At 41.5% G+C, this 20,909-nt stretch carries 21 protein-coding genes; 8 read left to right on the top strand and 13 right to left on the bottom strand.

The annotated features are described in order from the left end of the window. The 3 genes from AACX33_RS25230 to AACX33_RS25220 form a co-directional block, all read right to left on the bottom strand. A partial coding sequence (locus AACX33_RS25230; protein WP_227789333.1) for a hypothetical protein occupies positions 1-199 on the bottom strand: 199 nt, incomplete at its 3' end. A 212-nt stretch (positions 200-411) separates the two neighbouring features. Continuing rightward, complete coding sequence (locus tag AACX33_RS25225; protein WP_193998057.1) at positions 412-648, bottom strand: hypothetical protein; 237 nt, start codon at positions 646-648, stop codon at positions 412-414. 212 nt (positions 649-860) lie between these two features. Next, on the bottom strand, positions 861-1,097 hold the full coding sequence (locus AACX33_RS25220; RefSeq protein ID WP_193998056.1) for a hypothetical protein: 237 nt from the start codon (positions 1,095-1,097) through the stop codon (positions 861-863). A 676-nt stretch (positions 1,098-1,773) separates the two neighbouring features. Between AACX33_RS25220 and modA the strand changes: the two genes are divergently transcribed. Next, the gene (gene modA, locus AACX33_RS25215) at positions 1,774-2,568 is read left to right on the top strand and encodes a molybdate ABC transporter substrate-binding protein (protein ID WP_193998055.1); all 795 of its coding nucleotides are present in this window, start codon (positions 1,774-1,776) and stop codon (positions 2,566-2,568) included. A 214-nt stretch (positions 2,569-2,782) separates the two neighbouring features. On the opposite strand, the gene AACX33_RS25210 is transcribed toward modA, so the two are convergent. Next, positions 2,783-3,055 carry a TatA/E family twin arginine-targeting protein translocase gene (locus AACX33_RS25210; RefSeq protein WP_193998072.1) on the bottom strand — a complete coding sequence of 91 codons (273 nt, stop codon included), beginning with the start codon at positions 3,053-3,055 and terminating at the stop codon, positions 2,783-2,785. Between the two features lie 163 nt (positions 3,056-3,218). Continuing rightward, on the bottom strand, positions 3,219-3,422 hold the full coding sequence (gene psbH, locus AACX33_RS25205; protein ID WP_193998071.1) for a photosystem II reaction center phosphoprotein PsbH: 204 nt from the start codon (positions 3,420-3,422) through the stop codon (positions 3,219-3,221). A gap of 250 nt (positions 3,423-3,672) precedes the next feature. Here psbH and psbN point away from each other — a divergent pair, with 250 nt between their 5' ends. Continuing rightward, a complete protein-coding gene (psbN, locus tag AACX33_RS25200) occupies positions 3,673-3,804 on the top strand; it encodes a photosystem II reaction center protein PsbN (RefSeq protein ID WP_193998374.1) in 132 nt (43 codons plus the stop codon). A 94-nt stretch (positions 3,805-3,898) separates the two neighbouring features. On the opposite strand, the gene AACX33_RS25195 is transcribed toward psbN, so the two are convergent. Continuing rightward, entirely contained in the window at positions 3,899-7,105 is a 3,207-nt protein-coding gene (locus tag AACX33_RS25195; RefSeq protein WP_193998070.1) for an alpha-mannosidase, read from the bottom strand. A gap of 54 nt (positions 7,106-7,159) precedes the next feature. On the opposite strand from AACX33_RS25195, the gene AACX33_RS25190 reads away from it, so the two are divergent. Continuing rightward, positions 7,160-8,608: a hypothetical protein gene (locus tag AACX33_RS25190; RefSeq protein ID WP_193998069.1), complete on the top strand. Its 1,449-nt coding sequence runs from the start codon at positions 7,160-7,162 to the stop codon at positions 8,606-8,608. A gap of 242 nt (positions 8,609-8,850) precedes the next feature. Continuing rightward, positions 8,851-9,147: a hypothetical protein gene (locus AACX33_RS25185; protein WP_193998068.1), complete on the top strand. Its 297-nt coding sequence runs from the start codon at positions 8,851-8,853 to the stop codon at positions 9,145-9,147. Between the two features lie 75 nt (positions 9,148-9,222). Here the strand turns inward: AACX33_RS25185 and AACX33_RS25180 are convergent, their stop codons facing one another. Then, positions 9,223-10,146, bottom strand: a complete 924-nt coding sequence (locus tag AACX33_RS25180; RefSeq protein ID WP_227789332.1) for a lysophospholipid acyltransferase family protein — start codon at positions 10,144-10,146, stop codon at positions 9,223-9,225. 234 nt (positions 10,147-10,380) lie between these two features. On the opposite strand from AACX33_RS25180, the gene AACX33_RS25175 reads away from it, so the two are divergent. Further along, the gene (locus AACX33_RS25175; protein ID WP_193998067.1) at positions 10,381-10,725 is read left to right on the top strand and encodes a hypothetical protein; all 345 of its coding nucleotides are present in this window, start codon (positions 10,381-10,383) and stop codon (positions 10,723-10,725) included. A 214-nt stretch (positions 10,726-10,939) separates the two neighbouring features. Here the strand turns inward: AACX33_RS25175 and AACX33_RS25170 are convergent, their stop codons facing one another. The 3 genes from AACX33_RS25170 to mnmE form a co-directional block, all read right to left on the bottom strand. Next, positions 10,940-11,269, bottom strand: a complete 330-nt coding sequence (locus AACX33_RS25170) for a hypothetical protein (protein WP_193998066.1) — start codon at positions 11,267-11,269, stop codon at positions 10,940-10,942. A 32-nt stretch (positions 11,270-11,301) separates the two neighbouring features. After that, on the bottom strand, positions 11,302-12,072 hold the full coding sequence (locus tag AACX33_RS25165; protein WP_193998065.1) for an SDR family NAD(P)-dependent oxidoreductase: 771 nt from the start codon (positions 12,070-12,072) through the stop codon (positions 11,302-11,304). A 428-nt stretch (positions 12,073-12,500) separates the two neighbouring features. Then, complete coding sequence (gene mnmE / locus AACX33_RS25160) at positions 12,501-13,892, bottom strand: tRNA uridine-5-carboxymethylaminomethyl(34) synthesis GTPase MnmE (protein ID WP_193998064.1); 1,392 nt, start codon at positions 13,890-13,892, stop codon at positions 12,501-12,503. Between the two features lie 150 nt (positions 13,893-14,042). Here mnmE and AACX33_RS25155 point away from each other — a divergent pair, with 150 nt between their 5' ends. Next, positions 14,043-14,243: a hypothetical protein gene (locus AACX33_RS25155; RefSeq protein WP_193998063.1), complete on the top strand. Its 201-nt coding sequence runs from the start codon at positions 14,043-14,045 to the stop codon at positions 14,241-14,243. A 167-nt stretch (positions 14,244-14,410) separates the two neighbouring features. Here AACX33_RS25155 and AACX33_RS25150 read toward each other — a convergent pair whose 3' ends face one another. Continuing rightward, on the bottom strand, positions 14,411-15,391 hold the full coding sequence (locus tag AACX33_RS25150) for an aldo/keto reductase (RefSeq protein ID WP_193998062.1): 981 nt from the start codon (positions 15,389-15,391) through the stop codon (positions 14,411-14,413). A 244-nt stretch (positions 15,392-15,635) separates the two neighbouring features. On the opposite strand from AACX33_RS25150, the gene AACX33_RS25145 reads away from it, so the two are divergent. Then, a complete protein-coding gene (locus AACX33_RS25145) occupies positions 15,636-16,091 on the top strand; it encodes a hypothetical protein (RefSeq protein WP_193998061.1) in 456 nt (151 codons plus the stop codon). A 72-nt stretch (positions 16,092-16,163) separates the two neighbouring features. Here AACX33_RS25145 and AACX33_RS25140 read toward each other — a convergent pair whose 3' ends face one another. Further along, positions 16,164-19,883 (bottom strand): tetratricopeptide repeat protein, encoded by a 3,720-nt coding sequence (locus AACX33_RS25140; RefSeq protein ID WP_193998060.1) that lies wholly within the window; start codon positions 19,881-19,883, stop codon positions 16,164-16,166. Positions 19,884-19,983: 100 nt separating this feature from the next. On the opposite strand from AACX33_RS25140, the gene AACX33_RS25135 reads away from it, so the two are divergent. Continuing rightward, positions 19,984-20,175 carry a hypothetical protein gene (locus tag AACX33_RS25135; RefSeq protein WP_193998400.1) on the top strand — a complete coding sequence of 64 codons (192 nt, stop codon included), beginning with the start codon at positions 19,984-19,986 and terminating at the stop codon, positions 20,173-20,175. Between the two features lie 149 nt (positions 20,176-20,324). Here the strand turns inward: AACX33_RS25135 and AACX33_RS25130 are convergent, their stop codons facing one another. Then, positions 20,325-20,552 carry a hypothetical protein gene (locus AACX33_RS25130; protein WP_193998059.1) on the bottom strand — a complete coding sequence of 76 codons (228 nt, stop codon included), beginning with the start codon at positions 20,550-20,552 and terminating at the stop codon, positions 20,325-20,327. Positions 20,553-20,909: the final 357 nt, after the last annotated feature.

Genomic DNA, 20,909 nt, shown 5'->3' with positions numbered 1-20,909 from the left:
CATGACCAATTGCATATGTGGTCACAAACGCTTCTGCCAACTTAGTCAGTGTAGAAATATCGCTGACATAGCCGCTGTAGGTGTCGGTGCTACCACCGGAGATGGAATCTACATCTTTGAGTTCATTGAGGAAACTTTCAGAATCTTGAAATAATTCAGCACCAGCATTGTTTAGTTCAGACAGAGTAATGTTTGCCATTTTATTTGCTCCTCAAGCATTTATGACGATAATTTTCAACTTGACTGGCTCTCTGAGATGATTAGTCAATAGATTAATCTCTGAAAAGCCATCTAGTAAAGCACGGCATCAATCAAGATATTGTTTCTCAGCTTTGAATAAGCCGATAATCATAGCTTATTTACTGTTGAATACCGTGCATAATTACTAGTTAAATGAAGCGGTGAAAGTCATTAGTATCCATAGCTGAATGACTTGGCTAAGTAGGTAACATGACCAATTGCATATGTGGTCACAAACGCTTCTGCCAACTTAGTCAGTGTAGAAATATCGCTGACATAGCCGCTGTAGGTGTCGGTGCTACCACCGGAGATGGAATCTACATCTTTGAGTTCATTAAGAAAACTTTCAGAATCTTGAAATAATTCAGCACCAGCGTTGTTTAGTTCAGACAGAGTAATGTTTGCCATTTTATTTGCTCCTCAAGCATTTGTGACGATAATTTTCAACTTGACTGGCTCTCTGAGATGATTAGTCAATAGATTCATCCCAAAAAAGCCATCTAGTAAAGCACGGCATCAATCAAGATATTATTTCTCAGCTTTGAAAAAGCCGATAATCACAGCTTATTTACTTTTGAATACCGTGCAGAATTACTAGTTACATGAAGTGATGAAAGTCATTAGTATCCATAGCTGAATGACTTGGCTAAGTAGGTAACATGACCAATTGCATATGTGGTCACAAACGCTTCTGCCAACTTAGTCAATGTAGACATATCGCTGACATAGCCGCTGTAGGTGTCAGTGCTACCACCGGAGATGGCATCTACATCTTTGAGTTCATTAAGAAAGCTTTCAGAATCTTGAAATAATTCAGCACCAGCATTGTTTAGTTCAGACAGAGTGATGTTTGCCATATTATTTGCTCCTCAAGCATTTATTGCTTATAGATTTAAGTGGTTAACAATTAAGCACTGCTTGGCTTAGTTGTTACTGCTATTTTTATTCAGCTAATTCGGTAAAGTCAAGGACAAAAGCAGTTTTAAAAAGACATATAATCGTGCGTATTGTCTTAGCTGAATGGCAATTTAAGTCTGATAAATAGTTTGTTTTATATATGTGATTTGCCAATTACATATTAGTCTTAGCGGGAATAAAATTCTACTTCTTTTTCTCGAATTTTGATATTGTAAGTAGGTCAACATAATTAAACATAAAACCTTGACGATATATATCTCCGACTTCTTCGGGGATCTGGGTATGGGTAATTTTAAATATCTCTGCATTTCGGGTATTTCACAAAGCCAAATCTCATACAGCCTAAAAAGCAAGAATTTTGGCTTTCGGTAAAATAAGCTGGCTAAGAAAGTAATAATTACCAAATTTACTGAAAACACTAGCTTTGAGTACATCACCCAGCCTTTCCACAAGCACAAAGATTGGGTTTTATCTCTTAATTAAGGGCTAAAAGCATTTATTTTTGCATTCTGTCAGTTATCCTTGCTACAGAATTAAAATTTAGTTCATGTGTAAATACAAACAAGTAGCTTTATAGCAGCCTTGATACTTTAGTTACACAGCAAAAATAAAAATATGAATAAGAAACAGATTTTGGGTTGGATTGGTATAGGGGTTACTAGCTTTTTTCTGGCGATCGCCTTACCTTTGATTACACCCACTCCTTTAACAGCACAGTCAAACGTAAATTTACTGGTGTCTGCGGCTGCGAGTATGAAAGATGCACTAGAAGAAATTCAGCCCATCTACCAACAAAGTAAACCAAACGTCAATATCAAATATAACTTTGGGGCTTCTGGAGCATTACAACAACAGATTGAGCAGGGTGCGCCAGCCGATATCTTTATTTCTGCGGCTAGAAGACAAGTAGATGCACTGGAGCAAAAAGGACTTTTAGTTCCAGGTACTCGTACCAACCTAGCAAATAACCGCTTAGTCTTGATTGTGCCGAATAACAGCACAGGTATTAATAGCTTTTTCAATTTAGCAGATGCCAGAATTAGGAAAATTGCCGTAGGAGAACCCAGAAGCGTACCCGCAGGACAATACGCTGACCAAGTATTCAAGAAATTGGGAATTTTTGAGCAAATCAAATCTAAACTAGTTTTGGCTAACAACGTGCGTCAAGTGTTAGCAGCAGTAGAAAGCGGTAATGCCGATGCAGGTTTAGTTTACGCCACAGATGCCAAAATTTCTAACAAAGTTAAAGTTGTAGTTGCTGCTGATGAAAAATATCATTCGGCAATTGTTTATCCAATGGCAGTAATTAAAAGCAGTAAAAATATCCCTGCTGCCAAAGAATTTGTCAAATTTTTATCCAATAATCAAGCCAAAGCTGTATTAAAAAAATACGGTTTTATTGTGAGTTAATAGCATTTTTATTCTTGTCTTGGCGACCTTCTCCGAAAGGACTATCGTGTTCACACAAGTCCTGTCTGTCTGCGTTTGAGCCTGTTTTGCCCCCTAAATCCCCCGCCCCCGTGACCCCCAAGTTTGGGGGTAAAATGGGGGACTTTGAAAATTCTTGTTCCCCCATAATTGGGGGTTAGGGGGCGATTCGATCACTTGTGTGTACACCGTAGCCCTAAGTCACAGGAGAAGAACTAGCCGCTTCCTGTTCAGATTTAGCGGCTTCCAGTTGCTTGGTTTCGAGTTCAGCAGAACTTTTCACAGCCTGTTCGATTTGTTCAGCTTCCCGTTTAAACTCGCTTTGAAATTCATTAGAAGCTTCTTGAAAACCGCGCACTGCTTTGCCGACACTACGACCAATTTCTGGCAACTTCTTCGGGCCAAAGATTAACAATGCCACTACCACAATTAGACCCATTTCTGGCAGACCGATACCAAATACATTCATGCGCTTTCTCCTATAAATATACAATGCGGTCAAGCTAGGCTGTGGCGAATCGGAATGAAAACTCTCCTCATCTATACCATGCTGACTGATTTAAGGCTAACGTTTTTGGTATCAAACCCATAAAAAAACCCGGACAAGCCGGGTACAGGTTCGCTGTATTCAGTTAGCCGCCTAAACTGCGCCAATCAACCATTACGTCCTGAATCAACAGAGACTTATTGTAAACTTGCAGAATAATCAGCAGAAACACGAAAAATAAGAGCATAAAAATACCCATTACAGGCGTAGTACCCCAACCCGGAGCTACCTTACCGTACTCAGAGTTTAAAGGTTTCAGGATATCTCCTAACCTAGTTCGTTGTGCCATAGTTCCCCTAAGATTCAGTTACCAAAGCTTTTTTTCATCTTCTTGTAATATTCTACTATCATGGAGCGCCCGCCTGATGAATTGGGATCAGCAAAATAAATTGAGTCAGTGGCAGCGAAACAGATGTTAGAATATTTAAGCCAAAGCATACTTCGGCAAGCTCAGTACAAGCGTAATTGTGCTGAGTGGGGCAGAACCCCAAATAAAAACACTCATAATTAATCCCTCATTTATGGAACAGTTTATGGATATGGAACCCGCAGCATTTATTAGTATTTCCGTTGGCGTTGCCTTAATTGCCGTCACTGGTTTTGCCATCTATATGTCCTTCGGTCCTCCTAGCAAGCAGTTGGCAGACCCTTTTGAAGACCACGAAGACTAGGCCGCTACGCGGAATTCAAAAGTCAAAAGTCAAAAGTCAAAAGGCTTGGATTTGGAAATTTTTGTCCTGGTATGCCTATTTAGGGCTGGCTGTACTAGAGTCTGGGAAGAGTTTCCAGGCTGTTTACTTGGAAGGTAGAGATTTTTTTTGGCTGTATTGTTAAGTTTTGTTGCTCAGATGAGTTTTCTAACAAATCTACTTCATTCCCTAAATACAGCCCTAAATTACTCTGTAAAGATAATTCTGCGATTTCTCCGTGACATTCGTAACACCGCAGGATTAATTGCTGGGGGTTGTCCTCAGAGGGCTTGAAGGCCATTAAGATTAAATTTTCAGCTGATAAATTGAGAAAACTTACCCCTTCGCCAGTATTAATTGCTGTGGAGTGTATTCCTGGCTGAGTAGTCAGGGGATTAATAATTACTTGTAAGGGAATATTCAACTCATAACCACGCTTGACTGTGTTGGCTGCTTCCCAACTACCCGCGTGGGGATATAAGGCGTAGGTAAATTCATGAAAGCCTCTGTCAGTTTCTGGGTCAGGCCAGTTAGGACTGCGTAGTAGGGTGAGGCGTAGTTGATTGGGTTGGCTATCATAACCGTATTTACAATCATTGAGTAAACTCACACCGTAAATATCTGACTCTGTTTCTCCAGTTAAATCAGCCCAACGCAAAGCGGGAACTTCCCATTTAGCTTTTTCTGCGGGTGTCTGGGGTTTTGTGGGGCGACGAATTGCACCGCAAGGAATTTCATAAGTAGCAAAATCTGCTTCCACATTTAAAGGAAAAGCTGCTTTCACCATGACTTGATTTTCTTGCCAATTCACAGTAGAGGCAATTTTTAATATTGGTGAACCTGCTTGCAGAATATAATCTTGGCAAAATTCCGATTCACCTAATTGACGCACTACTCGGACACGACTTTGGACTAAGCCTTGTTCTAGCCATTGTATAGATTTTAGCTTTGTAGGTGGTAAAGGATGCTGGGCATAATTAGGATCAATATTCCAAGCATCCCAATATTGTCCGCTATCTTGGAAGGCTTGGAGTTGATTACCCGCACTAGTTAAAACTTCCCGTTGATGGGTTTTGTCAAACACACTGGCTAAATCTCCGGTGTCAGCATTGACTGTAACCCGCAGGAATTCATTTTCTAAAATCCAGTCTGAGGAAATGGGGAGTTGGGGAGTTGGGGAAATGGGGGAAATCCAAAATATCCGATAGCCCACTGATGGAATTTCCGCAGCGAGAAATAGCAGTTGGGATGATTGCGATAGTTGAGAGATAATTGGCTGTCCGGAAATATCGTGGACTTGCCATTGTGGGTGAGATGTGGGTAATGTGACAGATACGATCTCAGAACGCTGCCAATTGAGAGCATTGAAAATAAATATTGGTTGTGCTTGAGGATGCGGGGGTGGGGGTAGAATGATTTGAGATGCGATCGCTAATAATGATTCTTCTAATATCTTCGTTCCCACTTGTTCCACTTGCTGCCATTCTGGGAGTGCATCCTGATAAACTTGGGTAATGGAAGAACCAGGTAAAATATCGTGAAACTGGTTAAATAAGACCTGCTTCCAAGCTGTTTCGATATCGGCTTGGGGATATATCGCCCCACAGCTAACAGTGGCTAAAGTGGCAAATAATTCAGCTTGATACAATAAATCCTCACAACGTCGATTCCAGCGTTTTTGGTCGGCGTGGGTAGTATAGCAACCGCGATGGAATTCTAAATATAGTTCATCATTCCAGGTGGGAAATGACCTCTCCCCCAACCCCTCTCCTGCGAGGAGAGGGGAGATATTTTCATTTTCCTGGTCGGGAAGGGGGGCTAGGGGGGTTAGGTTTGCTTTATCCTTAATTTGCTGTAAATACTGTTCGGAAGTGGTAAATTCCAGGTCGGGGAAAACAGAAGACTTTTGCCAACGTCGGGCAGTTTCTAACATATCACGGGTGGGACCGCCGCCGTGGTCGCCGACACCGGGAAGCCAGAGAGAATCTTCAAAGCCGGTTTTGCTTTGCCATTCACAAGCGTATTCTGCCATTTTTACCGGGTCAATACCTTGACCGATGAGTGCAGACATCACACTAAAGATTTCACTGCCATCAGGCGATCGCCACCAAAAAGCCTCATAATCAAACTGGGTAGTATCATTCCACTTCAACTTCTGAGTCACAAAAAACTCAATTCCCGCATTCACAAAAAACTGCGGTAAAGTCGCACAAAAACCAAAAGTATCCGGTAACCAAGCCACAGCAGAAACTTTACCAAACTTAGCTTGGATATAGCGCTGACCATACAACAACTGACGCACAATCGACTCACCAGAAATTAAATTTAGTTCCGGTTCCACCCACATACCGCCCACAACTTCCCAACGTCCAGCCGCGACCTGTGCTTGAATTTCCCCAAACAAATCCGGACGATGTTCCTCAACCCAAGCATAAAGTGCCGGAGTCGAATGACAAAAAATCAACTCAGGAAACTCAGCCTGTAACTTCAGCACCGACTCAAAAGTATTTTGTGCAGCCTTCCAAGTATCACTCACAGGCCAAAGCCATGCTAAATCTAAATGAGCATGACCCAATAAATAGATTTTAGGATTTAAAACGCCGATAAACGCCGATAAACGCTGATAATTTTCCCGCAGGGTACGGTAATACTCTCTTCCCTCTTCCTCTGCGCCTCTGCGGTTCGTTACTCCCCTCAAACCCTCAGCCAATTCACCCAACCTTTCCGGCGCAAACTGGGTTAAAAAAACCTGTAACACAGCCAACTCATCAGCCAAAAAGCCCGGATCAGGACTATGATCATCATAAGACTCATAAACAAGGAGCGATCGCACCAAAGCACCATGATCATGCCCAGGACTGACCAAACGCAAAGCCACAACAAACTCCTCACCAGGAGTTACCCCTTGACTAAGCAGCACTCTTGGCGAACAATCAAATAAATCTCCCTCCAGCACTAACTCCCCATTCACGTAAATCTCAGCCAAATCTGCCCACCAAAGCAACACCAGCCGCAAAGACAAACCAGCCAAAGGATACCCCTGTAAATTTTGGGGAACCACAAATCTTTGCACCAACCAAAGCACCTTTCTGCCCCCTGTCCAAGCAATATGTTCCTTAGCATTTAGCTGAACAAGATGCCAATCAGACAAATCAGATGTGGAAATATCAGTAATATCGCCATCAGATTCCTGGTATAGCCAAAGAGATTGAACATTTACTTGACAAAAAGAGCGCAGTTGGTCAATAGTTGCCGAGATCAATTGAGATATAGGCAGAGTCATATTTTCGTTAAAATTATTGTTGGGCGGGAGTCTTACAACTAACAAATCACCATCATGTCTCCTGGTTCCTCTGGCCGTTATCAAAGCAGACTACTTAACTTTGTCCACCAGCAATCTCGGCGGTTGACAGAACAGTGGGATCACACCTACCGCCATTTGCAAGTTGCAACGAAGTGGGGTGTGGAACTATTACTTTACCCCGTATATCGATTATTGAATCCCACAGAATTAGCCGGTAAAACTCTAGAGGGACAAGAACCACAAACCAGGTTGAAATTACAACCCGAAACCCCTACAAATGTTGATACACCAATTCAACAAGTCCTAGAAGCAGTCAAAAGTTTACCCTCCGAGTCAGACACGGCTGAACCCGCCAAAAAATCTGCCCCTTTGAAGTTTGTGGGTATTTTGTGGTCAAAACTTTTGCGTCATCCCCCTAGCGAACCCTCAACCATTTCCGAAAATTCGCCATCAAATATCCAGCCATATTTGCCAGTCATGCGGGGAATTGCCACAAATTTGGTCAGCCGTAATTTGGTACTGGTCACCGCCGACAATGAAATTTTGGATATTTTGACACCCCAGCAACAGGCAAAATTAGCAGACAGGATTATGTCTGAAGTTGGTAACTACTGGCATTTTTGGCAGTTGGCTGAAAATAAACCACAGAGTAAATTACTCCCAAAAATTGACCGCATTTTAGCCAGACTCACGGGCAGAAGTTCAGTTAATATACCAGCATTGCCTGAAGGTACACCAAAAAAATTACTTAATACTCATAAATTCATAGCATTCTTAGACGCATCCATTGCTAACTGGGAAAGCACAGGTTTATTACCCCTGAAACAGCGCAGTCAGGAAATTATGCGAGTTGCCCAAACTCAGCTAAATATATTTGTTTATGGTAAAGAACAGGTAGCTGCTAGAGGACATATGGCAGTTAATGCTGATGGTTTAGAAACTCAAACATTAAATATTCCGGCTTTAATTGAAGCTGCGATTAATTACTTTTTTGGTGTGAGTAAAGATAAAAAATTTCAGCAGAGAAATAGTCAGGAACAATTACAATATAACTTACCCCATATTCGCAGTTTTCAGAATGAGGATTTAGCAAGAGATTCTTGGTTGAATTTCAGCGATTTGTTCGGTAACTCCCATACTCTTGCTGACAAACCAGTTTCATCTAAGAAGTCGGTTGAAAGTAAACCAAAAACCAAATCTGGTTGGTTGCAAAAGTCAAAATCCAGCCGTCAACTCACCCCGACTTCAAGAAATTCTGCAAAAGCCTCTGAAAACCTAAATTCCCAAGCCATCACTGAGAGTCGCCACAATAGTCAAATTGACTTACAACCTGACTGGATAGACGTTGAAGCAACTTTCATCGGCTATGATAAGCATCCTTTAGAGCAACTTCTAGAGTGGCTTGATCATGCTATACTTTGGCTTGAAGAAATTATTGTCAAAGTTTATCAGTTTTTCCAAAAGTTATGGCGCGGTAAGTGAGATTAAACTGACAAAGATTCAACAGTGACCAATAATCAGTTGCATTCGCAGCGTTTAAATACCTCACCAATTGGTGACAGGCGTTGATAGCGGGTTTGCATCACCAACCATACGCCTGATAACTGTTCAGTGATGAAATTTCGATGTCACAAATGGGCATGATAATTACTATAATAAATTCTTATGTTTCAAACTGGGATGTTTGAAGTTAATTTTTTTAGTACTATTGGTGGTTTTTTTGCGTGAAAATTATTGTCTACTGTAAATACTTCAATTTTAAAAATCCACTAGATAAACCGAAGCAGGAAACATTTGTGGTGAATTTATCGCAAATCCCCAAGGTTGGTGAAACAATTGTAGTTGAAAGAATATCCCCCCAAAAAGAGTTTGTAATTATTTTTGAGTACGTTGTGACAGCCGTACAGTTTAATGCTTCTAGGGAATTGGCTGATGCAGCGGATGCTCAAATTAATGCATCTTTGAACCACTGTTGGGAGGGAACATCAAATTTCAAAGTGAATAACTTTTTAGAGAAATAAGTAATTCATAGCATTTCCTAGTCTAATAAAGTACAAAACTATCCGCGTTTATCTGCGTCCATCTGCGTTTAATTATTACCACAAAAGATGATTGAGGAAATGACGGAAAAACTTAGGGCCTTTTGGTTCTTGATAGTTTGTGGGTAAGAGATTAAGCATGGCGTTTTGTACTACCTCCAAAGCTGTATCCACTTCCTGGCGCTTGATTCTAGAAGTTTGAGAAAAGTATAATGGCTCCCCAAAGCGCACAGTTAATTCTTTTCCTAAGTAAAGGTCATGAGTGCCAATGATTACGACTGGTATTATTGGTACACCAGCCCGTAAAGCATAAATCACAGTTCCTCGCTTCAGGGGGAGATGTAATTGACCTTCGGCGCTTCCCAAGCGTCCTTCGGGAAACAATACCAGTCCGTCTCCCTGGGACAAAATTCCCATGACAATGCGGTCTATTTGTCGCAGCGTCTGTACATCTCCCCCTGTGGGTACATTTTCCTCAATTGCTGTCGCTAGTTCCCGGAGGTCTTCTCGTCCGGCTTTAGCAGCTTCCATCACAGCTACTTCTTCTTTCCAAATCCGTTCTAATGGAATTACACCTCCTACTAAACGCAGGGTGAAACGTTTCCACAACTTGTTATAGAGGGTACGCGCATCACCTAGAACGTAGTAGTGAGGATGGGTGGGGAGTTCGCCCAGCAGTAGCAACGGATCGATATGGTGGAGATGGTTAGCAGCGAGAATGGCTGGTTTTTGAGGTATCCTGTCCAGGTTTTCGATTCGTACCCGAAAAAGAGCATGGATGAGCGATCGCAATACACAACGACGCACTATTGCATGAACTCTGGTTTCTGGATGTCCCTGACCTATAGCTTCCAGGCGCGGTAGAATTTCTGCTATTGTCTGGCGAACAGCGCGATCGCTAGCCGCAGCCACACCCTCTTTTACCCGCTGAATCGTTGTCGGAGTCAAAGTAGTATCCTTGTACTGATGGCTAGATGTCACCTCATCAGCTCGGTCTTCCGGAAAAGATTCGTTAGAAGAACTTTTGATAAAACCCTCTTTGAATTCATGAATAGATCATAATTGTTCATGGCACAATAGAGAATTAACCCCCAGTTAGAAGGTTTAAAGCATCAATTACTCGTATCATCTGCGACAGAGTTAAAGTTAGAGTTAGAACGATAATTACAAGATTGTATTTTAATTAGAGTAGTATATGAGTAAGGATTACAAAAAGTGCAAGTTCTAAAAAGAGCCATCAAACCACAAACCTATATATCGTTCCTTCACATCTACCCAACGACTTGGGGAACTGCTGGTGATATTTGTTTAGTCCGTAAATCTGTAGCTGATACCAGTGCATCCAAGTTCGTAGGACATAAACTCCAACTCGTAATTCCCAAAGGGATGGAGCGCAATGAATTGGCTGGCGTTCCGGTAATCAAAGTTGCGGGTCATGTCGGTGACGGACATCCTAAAGACCAGCACTCGGAATGGGAGGCTTATGAAGGTATAGATCGAGAAATAGCTCTGGCGGCGATGAAACCTTGGGGCTTTAAGTTAATTGAGTTTACCAATTAACCCCCAATCAAGGCAAAAATCAGGTTTTTAACCCGCCTGGGTGAGTTTTGCCTGTATAGCCCCGAATGACTGTCGCCTGGTGCAAAATACACCACATCTGATCTGAGTTAGGTACACAAGGGCGGGCATCTTTGCCCTCCCCCACAAGATTTATCATATTAAGATATGTACTTGATTTACTTGCAAAGTGCTGGATAAATCTCCTAATTAGTAATTAGTTATTCGGATCATTGGAAAAATAAGTTGCTGATGATTGAAGATTTTTTTCAACCAACACAGGTTCTCCCTTGACTCCTCCATGAGTCAGAGTACAAATCTTATAAAGGTTTTCACAGTCAAATATTGCCAAAATTAGCTCTTTCCCAGTTTGATATAGGGATGGTAATGGTTTACCTACCTCGCACTCCATATTCATTCCATTATCCAGCCACCGTAACTTCCAAATCCGCTTTTCAGTAATTGGTGCTTGAGCAAATTTAGCAATAGCACTATATACATCTTCGGCTCTAGTATGGTCGTTGGCGGCTGGAATAAAAAATTTCATAAGTTTTGGTTTTTAGTATTTGTTGATCTCAGCTACCAAGGTAACCTACTTCCATCCCAAGAGAAAAATTGTCCACTATCACCTTCCTGAAGTTGGTCAATGACAGACAGCAATTGAGTCACACAAAGTTCGACTGAAAATAGTTTTTCCGGTGGTACATTTCTCTGGAACGGACGGGATAGGCGTGTATCTGTGGTTCCAGGATGTAAAGTTACTACCAATGTTTGAGGACAGCTTCTGCCATACTCAATTGCTGCTGTTCGCATAAACATATTCAGTGCGGTTTTAGAAGCCCGATAGCCATACCAGCCACCAATTTCGTTGTCGCCAATACTAGCTAATTTAGCAGAAATACTGGCAAAAACGCTGTTTTCACGATGGCGAAATAAGGTTAACAGGTGTTTAGCGAGGAGAATAGATCCAATGCTGTTAATTTGGAAGTAACGCAGCAAATTTTCGGAATTAATCTGTTTTAAGCTTTTTTCAGGTTGGAAAGTGTCGTCATGCAATATTCCTACACAGTTAATCACTAAGTGTAATTTGTTGACTTCGGCTTTGATGCGTTGGACAACTTCGACAATTTGCGATTCTTCAGTAATATCCAGAGATAAACAAATTAATTTATCAGAATATTTGTTTTCTAATTCTATTAATTCCCCTGCGGATTCAATTTGACGATAGGTCGCATAAACTTTGGCAATTCTGTCATCTTGGAGCAGTTTTTTCACAAAACCTAGACCTATACCTTGGCTAGCGCCCACAATTAAGGCATTGACAGATTTAATTTTATTTCCAAAATACATTCATTTCATCTAAATTAAAACAGTTTAAATATAGCGTTTTTTCTGGAAAAAAACTACCAATTTATCCATCTGTATCTGCGGTTATACCAATTATTTGTGAGGTTGCATATTATTTCGACTGCTCCCCGCAAGCGAGGAGGGGAACTATAGGAATCCGGTTTAATTTATGAAAAAAATTAAGTCTTGTAGGGTGCGTTAGGATGAAATCCGTAACGCACCATTATTAAGGCTTTGGTGCGTTACGCTGCGCTAACACACCCTACGTGTTTGTTCAATAATCAAATAGTAGTCCTATAGATTTCTGGTTAAATTCTATTTATGCATCTTTATATTAAATTGCGATCATTTACTCATTGCGGGCATCTTTGCCCTCTCCACAAGAGTTATCATATTAAAATGTATGATGTAGCTAGCAAAATTTGCCAATTTTATTTACCAATACAGAATCTACTGAAAATCCGATCAAGTACCGATTCAGTAACTTGCTCTCCGGTGATTTCTCCTAATGCTTGAATCGCGCCACGTAAGTCAATTGTCCAGAAATCAAGGGGTAATTGATCAGCAATTGTTGCTTGTACCTGTTCTAGAGATATTTTAGCTTGAGTTAGGGCTGCTGCTTGCCTTTGGTTAATTGCTAAATCCATATCCGCAGCTTGCACTTTTCCGGTTTGCACTATGTTTAAAATTGCTGTTTCTAAGGCATCAATTCCTTGATTTTCTGCCGCTACTGTGGTAACAATTTGGTGAATATTATGGGGATATTTCCCAGAGTCAATAGATTCTGTTTCTACAAGGTCAATTTTATTGATGACTAGAATTAAGGGACGGTGTTGCACTTGTGCGTAAATTTCTTGGTCATCCTTCGTCCAACCTGCTGACGCATCAATGGTGAGTAATACTAAATCAGCTGCATTTGCTGCACGGCGCGATCGCTCTACGCCGATTTTTTCTACTTGGTCTACTGTTTCCCGAATGCCGGCTGTATCTAGCACCTGCACGGGAATCCCCCCGACAACGAGCTGAGACTCCACCACATCACGGGTTGTCCCTGGTAAATCAGTCACAATCGCGCGATCGCTCTGACTCCAAGCATTCAATAAACTAGATTTACCGACATTTGGTCGCCCCACAATTGCCACTTTTAACCCGGTTCGCAGCAGTTCGCCTTTGTCTTTTGTGGCTAAAAATCTGCTAATTTCTGCGGCAACGTGATCAATATCTGATATGATGGCTTCATGATCCAGCGGAGGTAAGTCTTCCTCAAAATCAATTCGAGCTTCAATTTCAGCCAGAATATCTAAACAGTGGTTGCGTAACTGCCGAATTGGAGCAGCTAATTTTCCCTGTAAACCAGCTAAAGCCGTTTGAGCTGCTTGGGGCGATCGCGCTCCGACTAAATCAGCAATACTTTCAGCTTGGGTTAAATCGAGTCGCCCATTCAAAAAGGCTCGGAGCGTAAATTCACCTGGTTGAGCAAGCCTAGCACCCTGTTCTAGACACAATTGTAAGACCTGCTGCACTGCCATAATTCCGCCGTGGCAATGGAATTCTACCACATCTTCACGAGTGTAAGAACGGGGTGCTTGCATGATTAATAACAGCGCTTCATCCACCAATGCTTGTGTGTGGGGATGGCGGATATGACCGTAAAGAATGCGGTGACTTTCCCAAACTTGCTGCCCAGGGGCGGAAAATAGAGCTTGTGCGATCGCCATTGCTTGGGAACCAGATACCCGTACAATACTAACGCTACCTTGTTGGGGAATTACAGCCGTGGCGATCGCGGCGATAGTTCCAGTAATAGCTAAGAGTTCCGACATGAGCGCCCTTGTTAGCAAAACATTTCATATATATGCTATTAGCGTAGCAGCAGTTTTATCATAGTCAATTAAGGGGACTTGATATTAAGAGTAGAGATTTACAGTATCAATCACAACTCTTAACTGATATTTTAAAGAGAGGAACTCACTATGGAACAAAAAATTGATTGCGCTCAAGCCTGCGTTAACGGCTGTATATTAGGGGATAAATGCCCCAATATCGAGTTTAGAGAAGCCACGAGCAAATTTATCGAAGAGACTTCTTTAGACCAAATGCTGGCGATGGCAGAAGAACGCCTGCGGAAAAAAATGACAGAACCACCTAAATGGGTTTTACCCGAAGACTTATAAACTCAGGGAGTAATTAGAGACGTGATTAATCGCGTCTCTACAAAGCATACAGTTCAGTGAAGCATTTCTTCCTTTTCTTTCTTGACTTTGCGTCCTTGGCGTTCTTGGCGGTTCGTTAAAAAAAATTGACTTGAACAAAGCGGAATAGATACATACACGGTGATTTTCTACTGAGTTTGAAAGATATTTTGCACCATTTTCTTATCCGTACTTGCAGCAGCTTGATCTAAAGCAGCAATTTCGCCAGAATCTAACAACCAACCCAAAGCACCAATATTTTGCTGCGCTTGTTCTAGACTTTTCGCCCCAGGGATAGGAATAGTACCCTTACAGATACACCAATTAATTGCTACCTGAGACATAGTTTTATTTCTAGATGCAGCCACCTCTCGTAAACATTCTAAAAGCGATCGCACTCCTGGCAAAAGCTGTCTAAATAATAAACCCCGGATACCCTTGGGTAAATTCCCTTTTTCCGCATATTTCCCCGTTAAAATCCCCAAAGCCAGAGGACTATAGGCGATTAACTTTATCCCCAATTGATCACAAACATCCTTCAGCCCTAATTCCGTCACAGGATAGGTAGATAGTAAAGAATACTGAACTTGCAGAGTTTTAATAGGAACACCCCGCGCCGCAAACTTTTGATGTACCCGTTGCAGGCGTTTAGGGCCATAATTAGATAAACCGACCCCCTTCACTAGACCTTGTTCGTATAAATCAGCCAAACCATCTAACAAACCTGATTCTTGCCAAGGTGCATAATTAGCCGTAGACCAGTGCATTTGCACCAAATCGACATTTTTGCCCAAACGTTGCGCCGAAGCCTGACAAGCCTTAACCATTGCTTGACGAGTCCATCTCCAAGGGTAAGCCGCCAGCTTAGTAGCAATGCAAATATGATCTTGATTTACCCCTTGATATTCCTGAGTAAATCGCCCCAACAGTAACTCACTGCGTCCATTTAATCGCCCAGTCCCGTAAGAATCGCCAGTATCAAACAAAGTTACACCGTTGCTGACACAGAGATTAAAAACAGCTTGTAACTGTTCATCCATGCTTTCATCATATCCCCAGAGTAATTGATTACCCCATGCCCAAGTGCCACAGCCCATACTGGGTAGAGATAGTTCTTGGCTAATCTGCATATTTACTCATTCTAGACATCCCTAACAACTAATTATCCAGTAAGAGACTTCCAAATAAAAAATTACCCTTCTCTTCCTTCTTACCTTTGCGCCTTTGCGCCTACTCTTCGAGAACGCCTCCGGCGAATGCGCGAAACAAATCCATATTCTCAAAGTTCAATTGAGACAACAAAAAACGCGATAAATGCTAAAGTCTGAAAATTGGGGTCAACTTGAGAACTTAAACCAAAAAACTAACTAAAGTATGGAAGCGCAAATCAGTAGTAACGAAATCATGGCTATGCGGGAAATATTGCAAGATTACACACCCGCACAGTATGCCCTAGATAACTTAGCCAGACACAACGGTAAAGTTGAACGCTCATTTGAGGATTTATGGATTGAGAAAAATGGCAGAACATTAATGTCAGAAGGCAAATCCATCTGGAAAGTCACGCTGAATGTACTGCGGAAAGAACTCTGCGGTGATGATGGCTTTAGTGGTCAACTCAAAGAATATACGAAAAATCCAGGAAGTTCACCGTTGCTGTCAGGTTTGATTGTCTCTCTAGTCGGTCTTGCAACCACAAGTGGATTACCAATTGATCCCGCCATCGCCACTGTAATTGTTTTGTATATACTCAAAATCGGATTAAATATATTTTGTGACTACACAGAACCACCTGCGGATAAGGTTGGAACTCTCCCACCGGGAGACTAATATGGTTTAGTTTTATCTTTAAATCTTAGCCCTTTCTTCGCTTGCGGGGAGGGGGAATGCGTTACTTCATGATTAATCTGGTAATGTGTCTAAAATTTGCCGTGCGATCGCTGCACGATATTCATCCTGATACTCAACAAATATCTCTAACGCTGTCTGCCAGTAAGCCTTCTCCTCTGGGTAATTTTCCTCTGCTGCTGCAAGTAGTCCTAATGTTGCGTAGGTTTTGGCTTGTTCATAGCGATCGCCATATTCGATAAAGATATTTAAAGCCTGTTGATAATTGCGTCGTGTCTCTTCATATTCATGCAATTTTTGGGCAACATATCCCAAATTGTGGCAGATTTTGGCTTGGGAATAGCGATCGCCATATTCGATGTAGATATTCAAAGCCTGTTGATAATTGCGCTGTGCTTCTTCATATTCTCGTAATTCTTGGGCAACATATCCCAACCCGTTATATGTGCTGGCTTGGGAATAGCGAGCTTCCGAAGGAAGAGCTTCGCTACCGCCATATTCTATTTTGATATTCAAAGCCAGTTGATAATTGCGCCGTGCTTCTTCATATTCTCGCAAATCTTGGGCAACTACTGCCAAATTGTGGTAGGTGCTGGCTTGGGAATAGCGATCGCCATATTCAATGTAGATATTCAAAGCCTGTTGATAATTGCACCGTGCCTCTTCATATTTTCGCAAATCTTGGGCAACCATTCCCAAATTATGGTAGATGATGGCTTGGGAATAGCGATCGCCATATTCGATGTAGATATTCAAAGCCTGTTGAAAATTGCGCCGTGCTTCTTCATATTCTCGTAAATTTTGGGCAACCATTCCCAAATTGTTGTAGGTTTTGGCTTGGGAATAGCGATCGCCATATTCGATGTAGATATTCAAAACCTGTTGATAATTGCGCCGTGCTTCTTCATATTCTCGCAATTCTTGGGCAACCATTCCCAACTGGTGGTAGGTGCCGGCTTGCCAAAGTTGTTTTTGTTTTTCTTCTATACCCATTAAGGTAGGAAAAATTTCTAAAGTCTTTTCGTAAGAACATTTAGCTTGCTGGTACTGCTTTACATCCTGTTGAAAATTACCCAGGCTACCAATTACCAATGCTATCTGATAACCTAATTCACCCTGGATAAATGCTGGGGGATAATTTTCTAAATTTTGACAAACCATTTCTGCCAACTTGAGTTTACTTTGGTGATCACTAATCAAATTAAAGTATTTATGTAAACAAAAGTAGATCCTAATACTTTCTTGTTTCTGCAAACAAATTTGTAGGGCATGATAAAGGTTTTCATATTCCCATCTACAGCAATATATACCCACTTGACGCTCTTGAGCATCTTTAGAATCCATTAAATGCTTATAATATTCTGCCCAACCTATATAGTAGTTTTTAAATCCCTCTTCTAAAGCTGCCTGTATTTTCTCATCAATAGATGCTAACTTAGTCTTTAAAAAATAGGGGAAAATAGGTTGAATTTTTAGAAAATCCTGATTATTATCAATCAGTGAGAGTAAGCCCCAGTTAATTGCCTCTTGAATGGCATCATTGAATTTATCAAAACAATAATCATTTAATGCTTCTAACTTTTGTAGTTCCTTGATGTAAATCGGAATAGCTGCTCGGATAATAAACCCACTAAAATAAGCCAAACACAGCAACAACTTCTGTGCATCTGGTGACAAATTACTGTGAGAATATTCCACACATTTCAAAATACTCTTAGTCTTATCCTCACTCACCACATCCAAATTGACATCAGCACTTTGCAACCCCTGCAAAATCTCCTGGGGTGATTGCCTTTGCAAATTCGTCAACACAACTTCCATCGCTAGGGGATACCCTGCCAACAATTTTATCAACTTTTCAAAATCGGCATCTTGACGAATCCCATCAACAAGGTGTGCAGCTACATTCCGTTCTAAAATTTTCTCTGCTAATTCCGTCCGGGCTTCTTGATCTAATCCTTGTAATTCATAAATATTCTGTTTAAAAGTCTGAGATTGTAGCCATTCTTCCCGACTCCGTGAACCCAAAACTACCCGCGTTTTACCACCTACCAACTTCCCGATAAAATCCCGAATTTGCAGACGTTCTGCCTCTGGTAAAGTATTTTGAATCGCCAGTTGTTGCCCAGTCACCGATTCCAAATTATCCAAAATCACAGCGTAAGCTGCACCCCGCAACTTTGCCACTAATTTCTGTACCTGTGCAGGCTGACTCATGGCTTGAAACTTCGCCTGTTCAAATTTACCATACACCTGCTGACCAATATCAAACAGAATTTGTGTCAGCGTCCAGGCTTTTTGGTCATAGCCAAAATAAAATACATCCTCAACAAAATGTGTCCTCTGCCACCATTCCCTTAAATAATTTAACAAAGTTGTTTTACCTGTTCCCCCCATACCTTGCAACAGCAAAACATTATGCCTGAGCAAAGCCTTCTCAATTTTGAGAATCTCCAAATCCCGACCAATAAATCCATATTCCGGCAAGGAGAAACGATATTGAATGGCAACAGATTCGTAATATTTCTCTTCTTCTTCCGGTGTAAACTGCCGTAAATTAAAATTCACTACCTGATGAGAATAAACCACAGGTAATAACCAATCTTCTAAATTAATATATTTATTGAAATAGGCTTTCCGTTCTTTATCATTGAACAGTTCCAGCCTCCCCAGCCTGATAGCTTCAGTCATGGGTTTATGATCAAACAAATGTTGATAAAGCTGCGACATCATCAACTTTGCCGCCGACACAGTGACAGAATACCCCATAGCCACCACCATCTGCATCCCTGCGGTCATTAACCGGCTTCCCAGACTGGTTTCACGAGTATCTTCACTTAACCCCTCCTCGCTGGCGGAGTTCTTAACCTGTTTCCCCGACTGACAAACACTGAGAATACACACAGGAATCCCCTTTCCTGTCAACAATGCGGCTAACTCTGAAGCTTCTACCAAATCAACTTTACCCTGAGACTCGCCCTCAAAGCAGACAAAAGCTTTCACCCCATCAAACGCCTGCAAATCACCACGTCCATAGCGCCCTTTATAAAAATAGCGTTCAGGTTTGCTGGGAGACTGAACCTGTTGATAATTTAGCAGCGCCCCGTGCATATCCAAATGAATGACGTGGTAAAATCCTGCACCTTTTTCTTGTAAATGCCTAGACAAACTTTCGTAAGTTCCCGGACGCAGCAACTCTACATTTACCCGCAATTTGCTATTGTCAATCAACTTTATCAACGGGCGGGAAATAGTCCGATAGCCCACATCCCTTTCCTCATCTGGACGCGCCACCACCACCAGCAGATTAATCACAGGCGATGACTGCACATTAGCTGAAACTGGTGGTGCAGGTCTGACATTCTTCCGCAACATTACACAGTCTACCGCCAGTGGTCGGCTTAAATCTGGGTCTTGTAGAGCTTCCCAGTGTAGGGCGTGAAATTCTGGGGTTTTCGCCACGATTTCAATCTGTACTTGACTCAGATTACCCCGCAGTTGTCGATATAAGCTGTAAGCATTGAAATCTGCCTGAAAAAGTTGCTTAAATAGGCTTTCACCGTATATTTTAACGCTGGCTGCTGCCCTCTCTGCAATGACAGTATCACTAAAAGGAAACGTTACCCATTCTTCAAAATACCACTCTAGTAGTTTTTCTTCCTTGGGGGTAAAGGGGTCAGTAATCGTCACTGGGTATTCTCCGCCATCAAATTTGAGAATTACTGCAAATCCGGTATCTATTCGCCCTTCTTCCCGAATTGTGATGACTGTCATGGGTTAAGCTTGTCCGCAGGTATGATTACACACCTACATACTACATAATATTTTTCGTGATTTTCGGATAACCACAAAAAACAGCGCTTTTACCCAAACTATGCCAGAATATTGCTTGCTATCAGGTTTAATTGTCTCTCTAGTCGGTCTTGCAACCACAAATGGATTACCAATTGATCGGGCGATCGCCACTGTAATTGTTTTGTATATACTCAAAATCGGATTAAATATATTTTGTGACTACACAGAACCACCTGCGGAAAAATTTGAAACTTTCCCACCAATAAATTAATATGCTAGCTTAATTTTATTTTTAAATCTTAGAGGAGGTTGGAAAGATTAATCCCTGAAAAGCCATCTAGTAAAGCACGGTATCAATAGAGATCACCTGATTTTTCAATACCGTGCAGAATTACTAGTTACATGAAGCGATGAAAGTCATTAGTATCCAGAACTGATTGACTTGGCTAAGTAGGTAACATGACCAATTGCATATGTGGTCACAAACACTTCTGCTAACTTAGTCAGTGTGGAAATATCGCTGACATAGCCGCTGGTGCTACCACCGGAGATGGAATCTACATCTTTGAGTTCATTGAAAAAACTTTCAGAATCTTGAAATAATTCTACACCAGCATTGTTTAGTTCAGACAGAGTAATGTTTGCCATTTTATTTGCTCCTCAAGCATTTATGACGATAATTTTCAACTTGACTGGCTCTCTGAGATGATTAGTCAATAAATTCATCTCAGAAAAGCCATCTAGTAAAGCACGGCATCAATCAAGATATTATTTATCAGCTTTGAAAAAGCCGATAATCATAGCTTATTTACTGTTGAATACCGTGCAGAATTACTAGTTAAATGAAGCGATGAAAGTCATTAGTATCCAGAACTGATTGACTTGGCTAAGTAGGTAACATGACCAATTGCATATGTGGTCACAAACGCTTCTGCCAACTTAGTCAGTGTAGAAATATCGCTGACATAGCCGCTGTAGGTGTCGGTGCTACCACCGGAGATGGAA

It is taken from the genome of Nodularia sp. LEGE 04288, assembly GCF_963896525.1.
In the GTDB taxonomy this organism is placed as follows: domain Bacteria; phylum Cyanobacteriota; class Cyanobacteriia; order Cyanobacteriales; family Nostocaceae; genus Nodularia.
This window is presented reverse-complemented; position numbering and strand designations above follow the sequence as displayed.

What these genes read in the sequence shown, in the direction of transcription:
- AACX33_RS25225 (WP_193998057.1), bottom strand. Translation starts at nt 648, where the DNA reads ATGGCAAACATTACTCTGTCTGAACTAAACAACGCTGGTGCTGAATTA.
- AACX33_RS25220 (WP_193998056.1), bottom strand. Translation starts at nt 1,097, where the DNA reads ATGGCAAACATCACTCTGTCTGAACTAAACAATGCTGGTGCTGAATTA.
- modA (WP_193998055.1), top strand. Translation starts at nt 1,774, where the DNA reads ATGAATAAGAAACAGATTTTGGGTTGGATTGGTATAGGGGTTACTAGC.
- AACX33_RS25210 (WP_193998072.1), bottom strand. Translation starts at nt 3,055, where the DNA reads ATGAATGTATTTGGTATCGGTCTGCCAGAAATGGGTCTAATTGTGGTA.
- psbH (WP_193998071.1), bottom strand. Translation starts at nt 3,422, where the DNA reads ATGGCACAACGAACTAGGTTAGGAGATATCCTGAAACCTTTAAACTCT.
- psbN (WP_193998374.1), top strand. Translation starts at nt 3,673, where the DNA reads ATGGAACCCGCAGCATTTATTAGTATTTCCGTTGGCGTTGCCTTAATT.
- AACX33_RS25195 (WP_193998070.1), bottom strand. Translation starts at nt 7,105, where the DNA reads ATGACTCTGCCTATATCTCAATTGATCTCGGCAACTATTGACCAACTG.
- AACX33_RS25190 (WP_193998069.1), top strand. Translation starts at nt 7,160, where the DNA reads ATGTCTCCTGGTTCCTCTGGCCGTTATCAAAGCAGACTACTTAACTTT.
- AACX33_RS25170 (WP_193998066.1), bottom strand. Translation starts at nt 11,269, where the DNA reads ATGAAATTTTTTATTCCAGCCGCCAACGACCATACTAGAGCCGAAGAT.
- AACX33_RS25165 (WP_193998065.1), bottom strand. Translation starts at nt 12,072, where the DNA reads ATGTATTTTGGAAATAAAATTAAATCTGTCAATGCCTTAATTGTGGGC.
- mnmE (WP_193998064.1), bottom strand. Translation starts at nt 13,892, where the DNA reads ATGTCGGAACTCTTAGCTATTACTGGAACTATCGCCGCGATCGCCACG.
- AACX33_RS25155 (WP_193998063.1), top strand. Translation starts at nt 14,043, where the DNA reads ATGGAACAAAAAATTGATTGCGCTCAAGCCTGCGTTAACGGCTGTATA.
- AACX33_RS25150 (WP_193998062.1), bottom strand. Translation starts at nt 15,391, where the DNA reads ATGCAGATTAGCCAAGAACTATCTCTACCCAGTATGGGCTGTGGCACT.
- AACX33_RS25145 (WP_193998061.1), top strand. Translation starts at nt 15,636, where the DNA reads ATGGAAGCGCAAATCAGTAGTAACGAAATCATGGCTATGCGGGAAATA.
- AACX33_RS25140 (WP_193998060.1), bottom strand. Translation starts at nt 19,883, where the DNA reads ATGACAGTCATCACAATTCGGGAAGAAGGGCGAATAGATACCGGATTT.
- AACX33_RS25135 (WP_193998400.1), top strand. Translation starts at nt 19,984, where the DNA reads ATGCCAGAATATTGCTTGCTATCAGGTTTAATTGTCTCTCTAGTCGGT.
- AACX33_RS25130 (WP_193998059.1), bottom strand. Translation starts at nt 20,552, where the DNA reads ATGGCAAACATTACTCTGTCTGAACTAAACAATGCTGGTGTAGAATTA.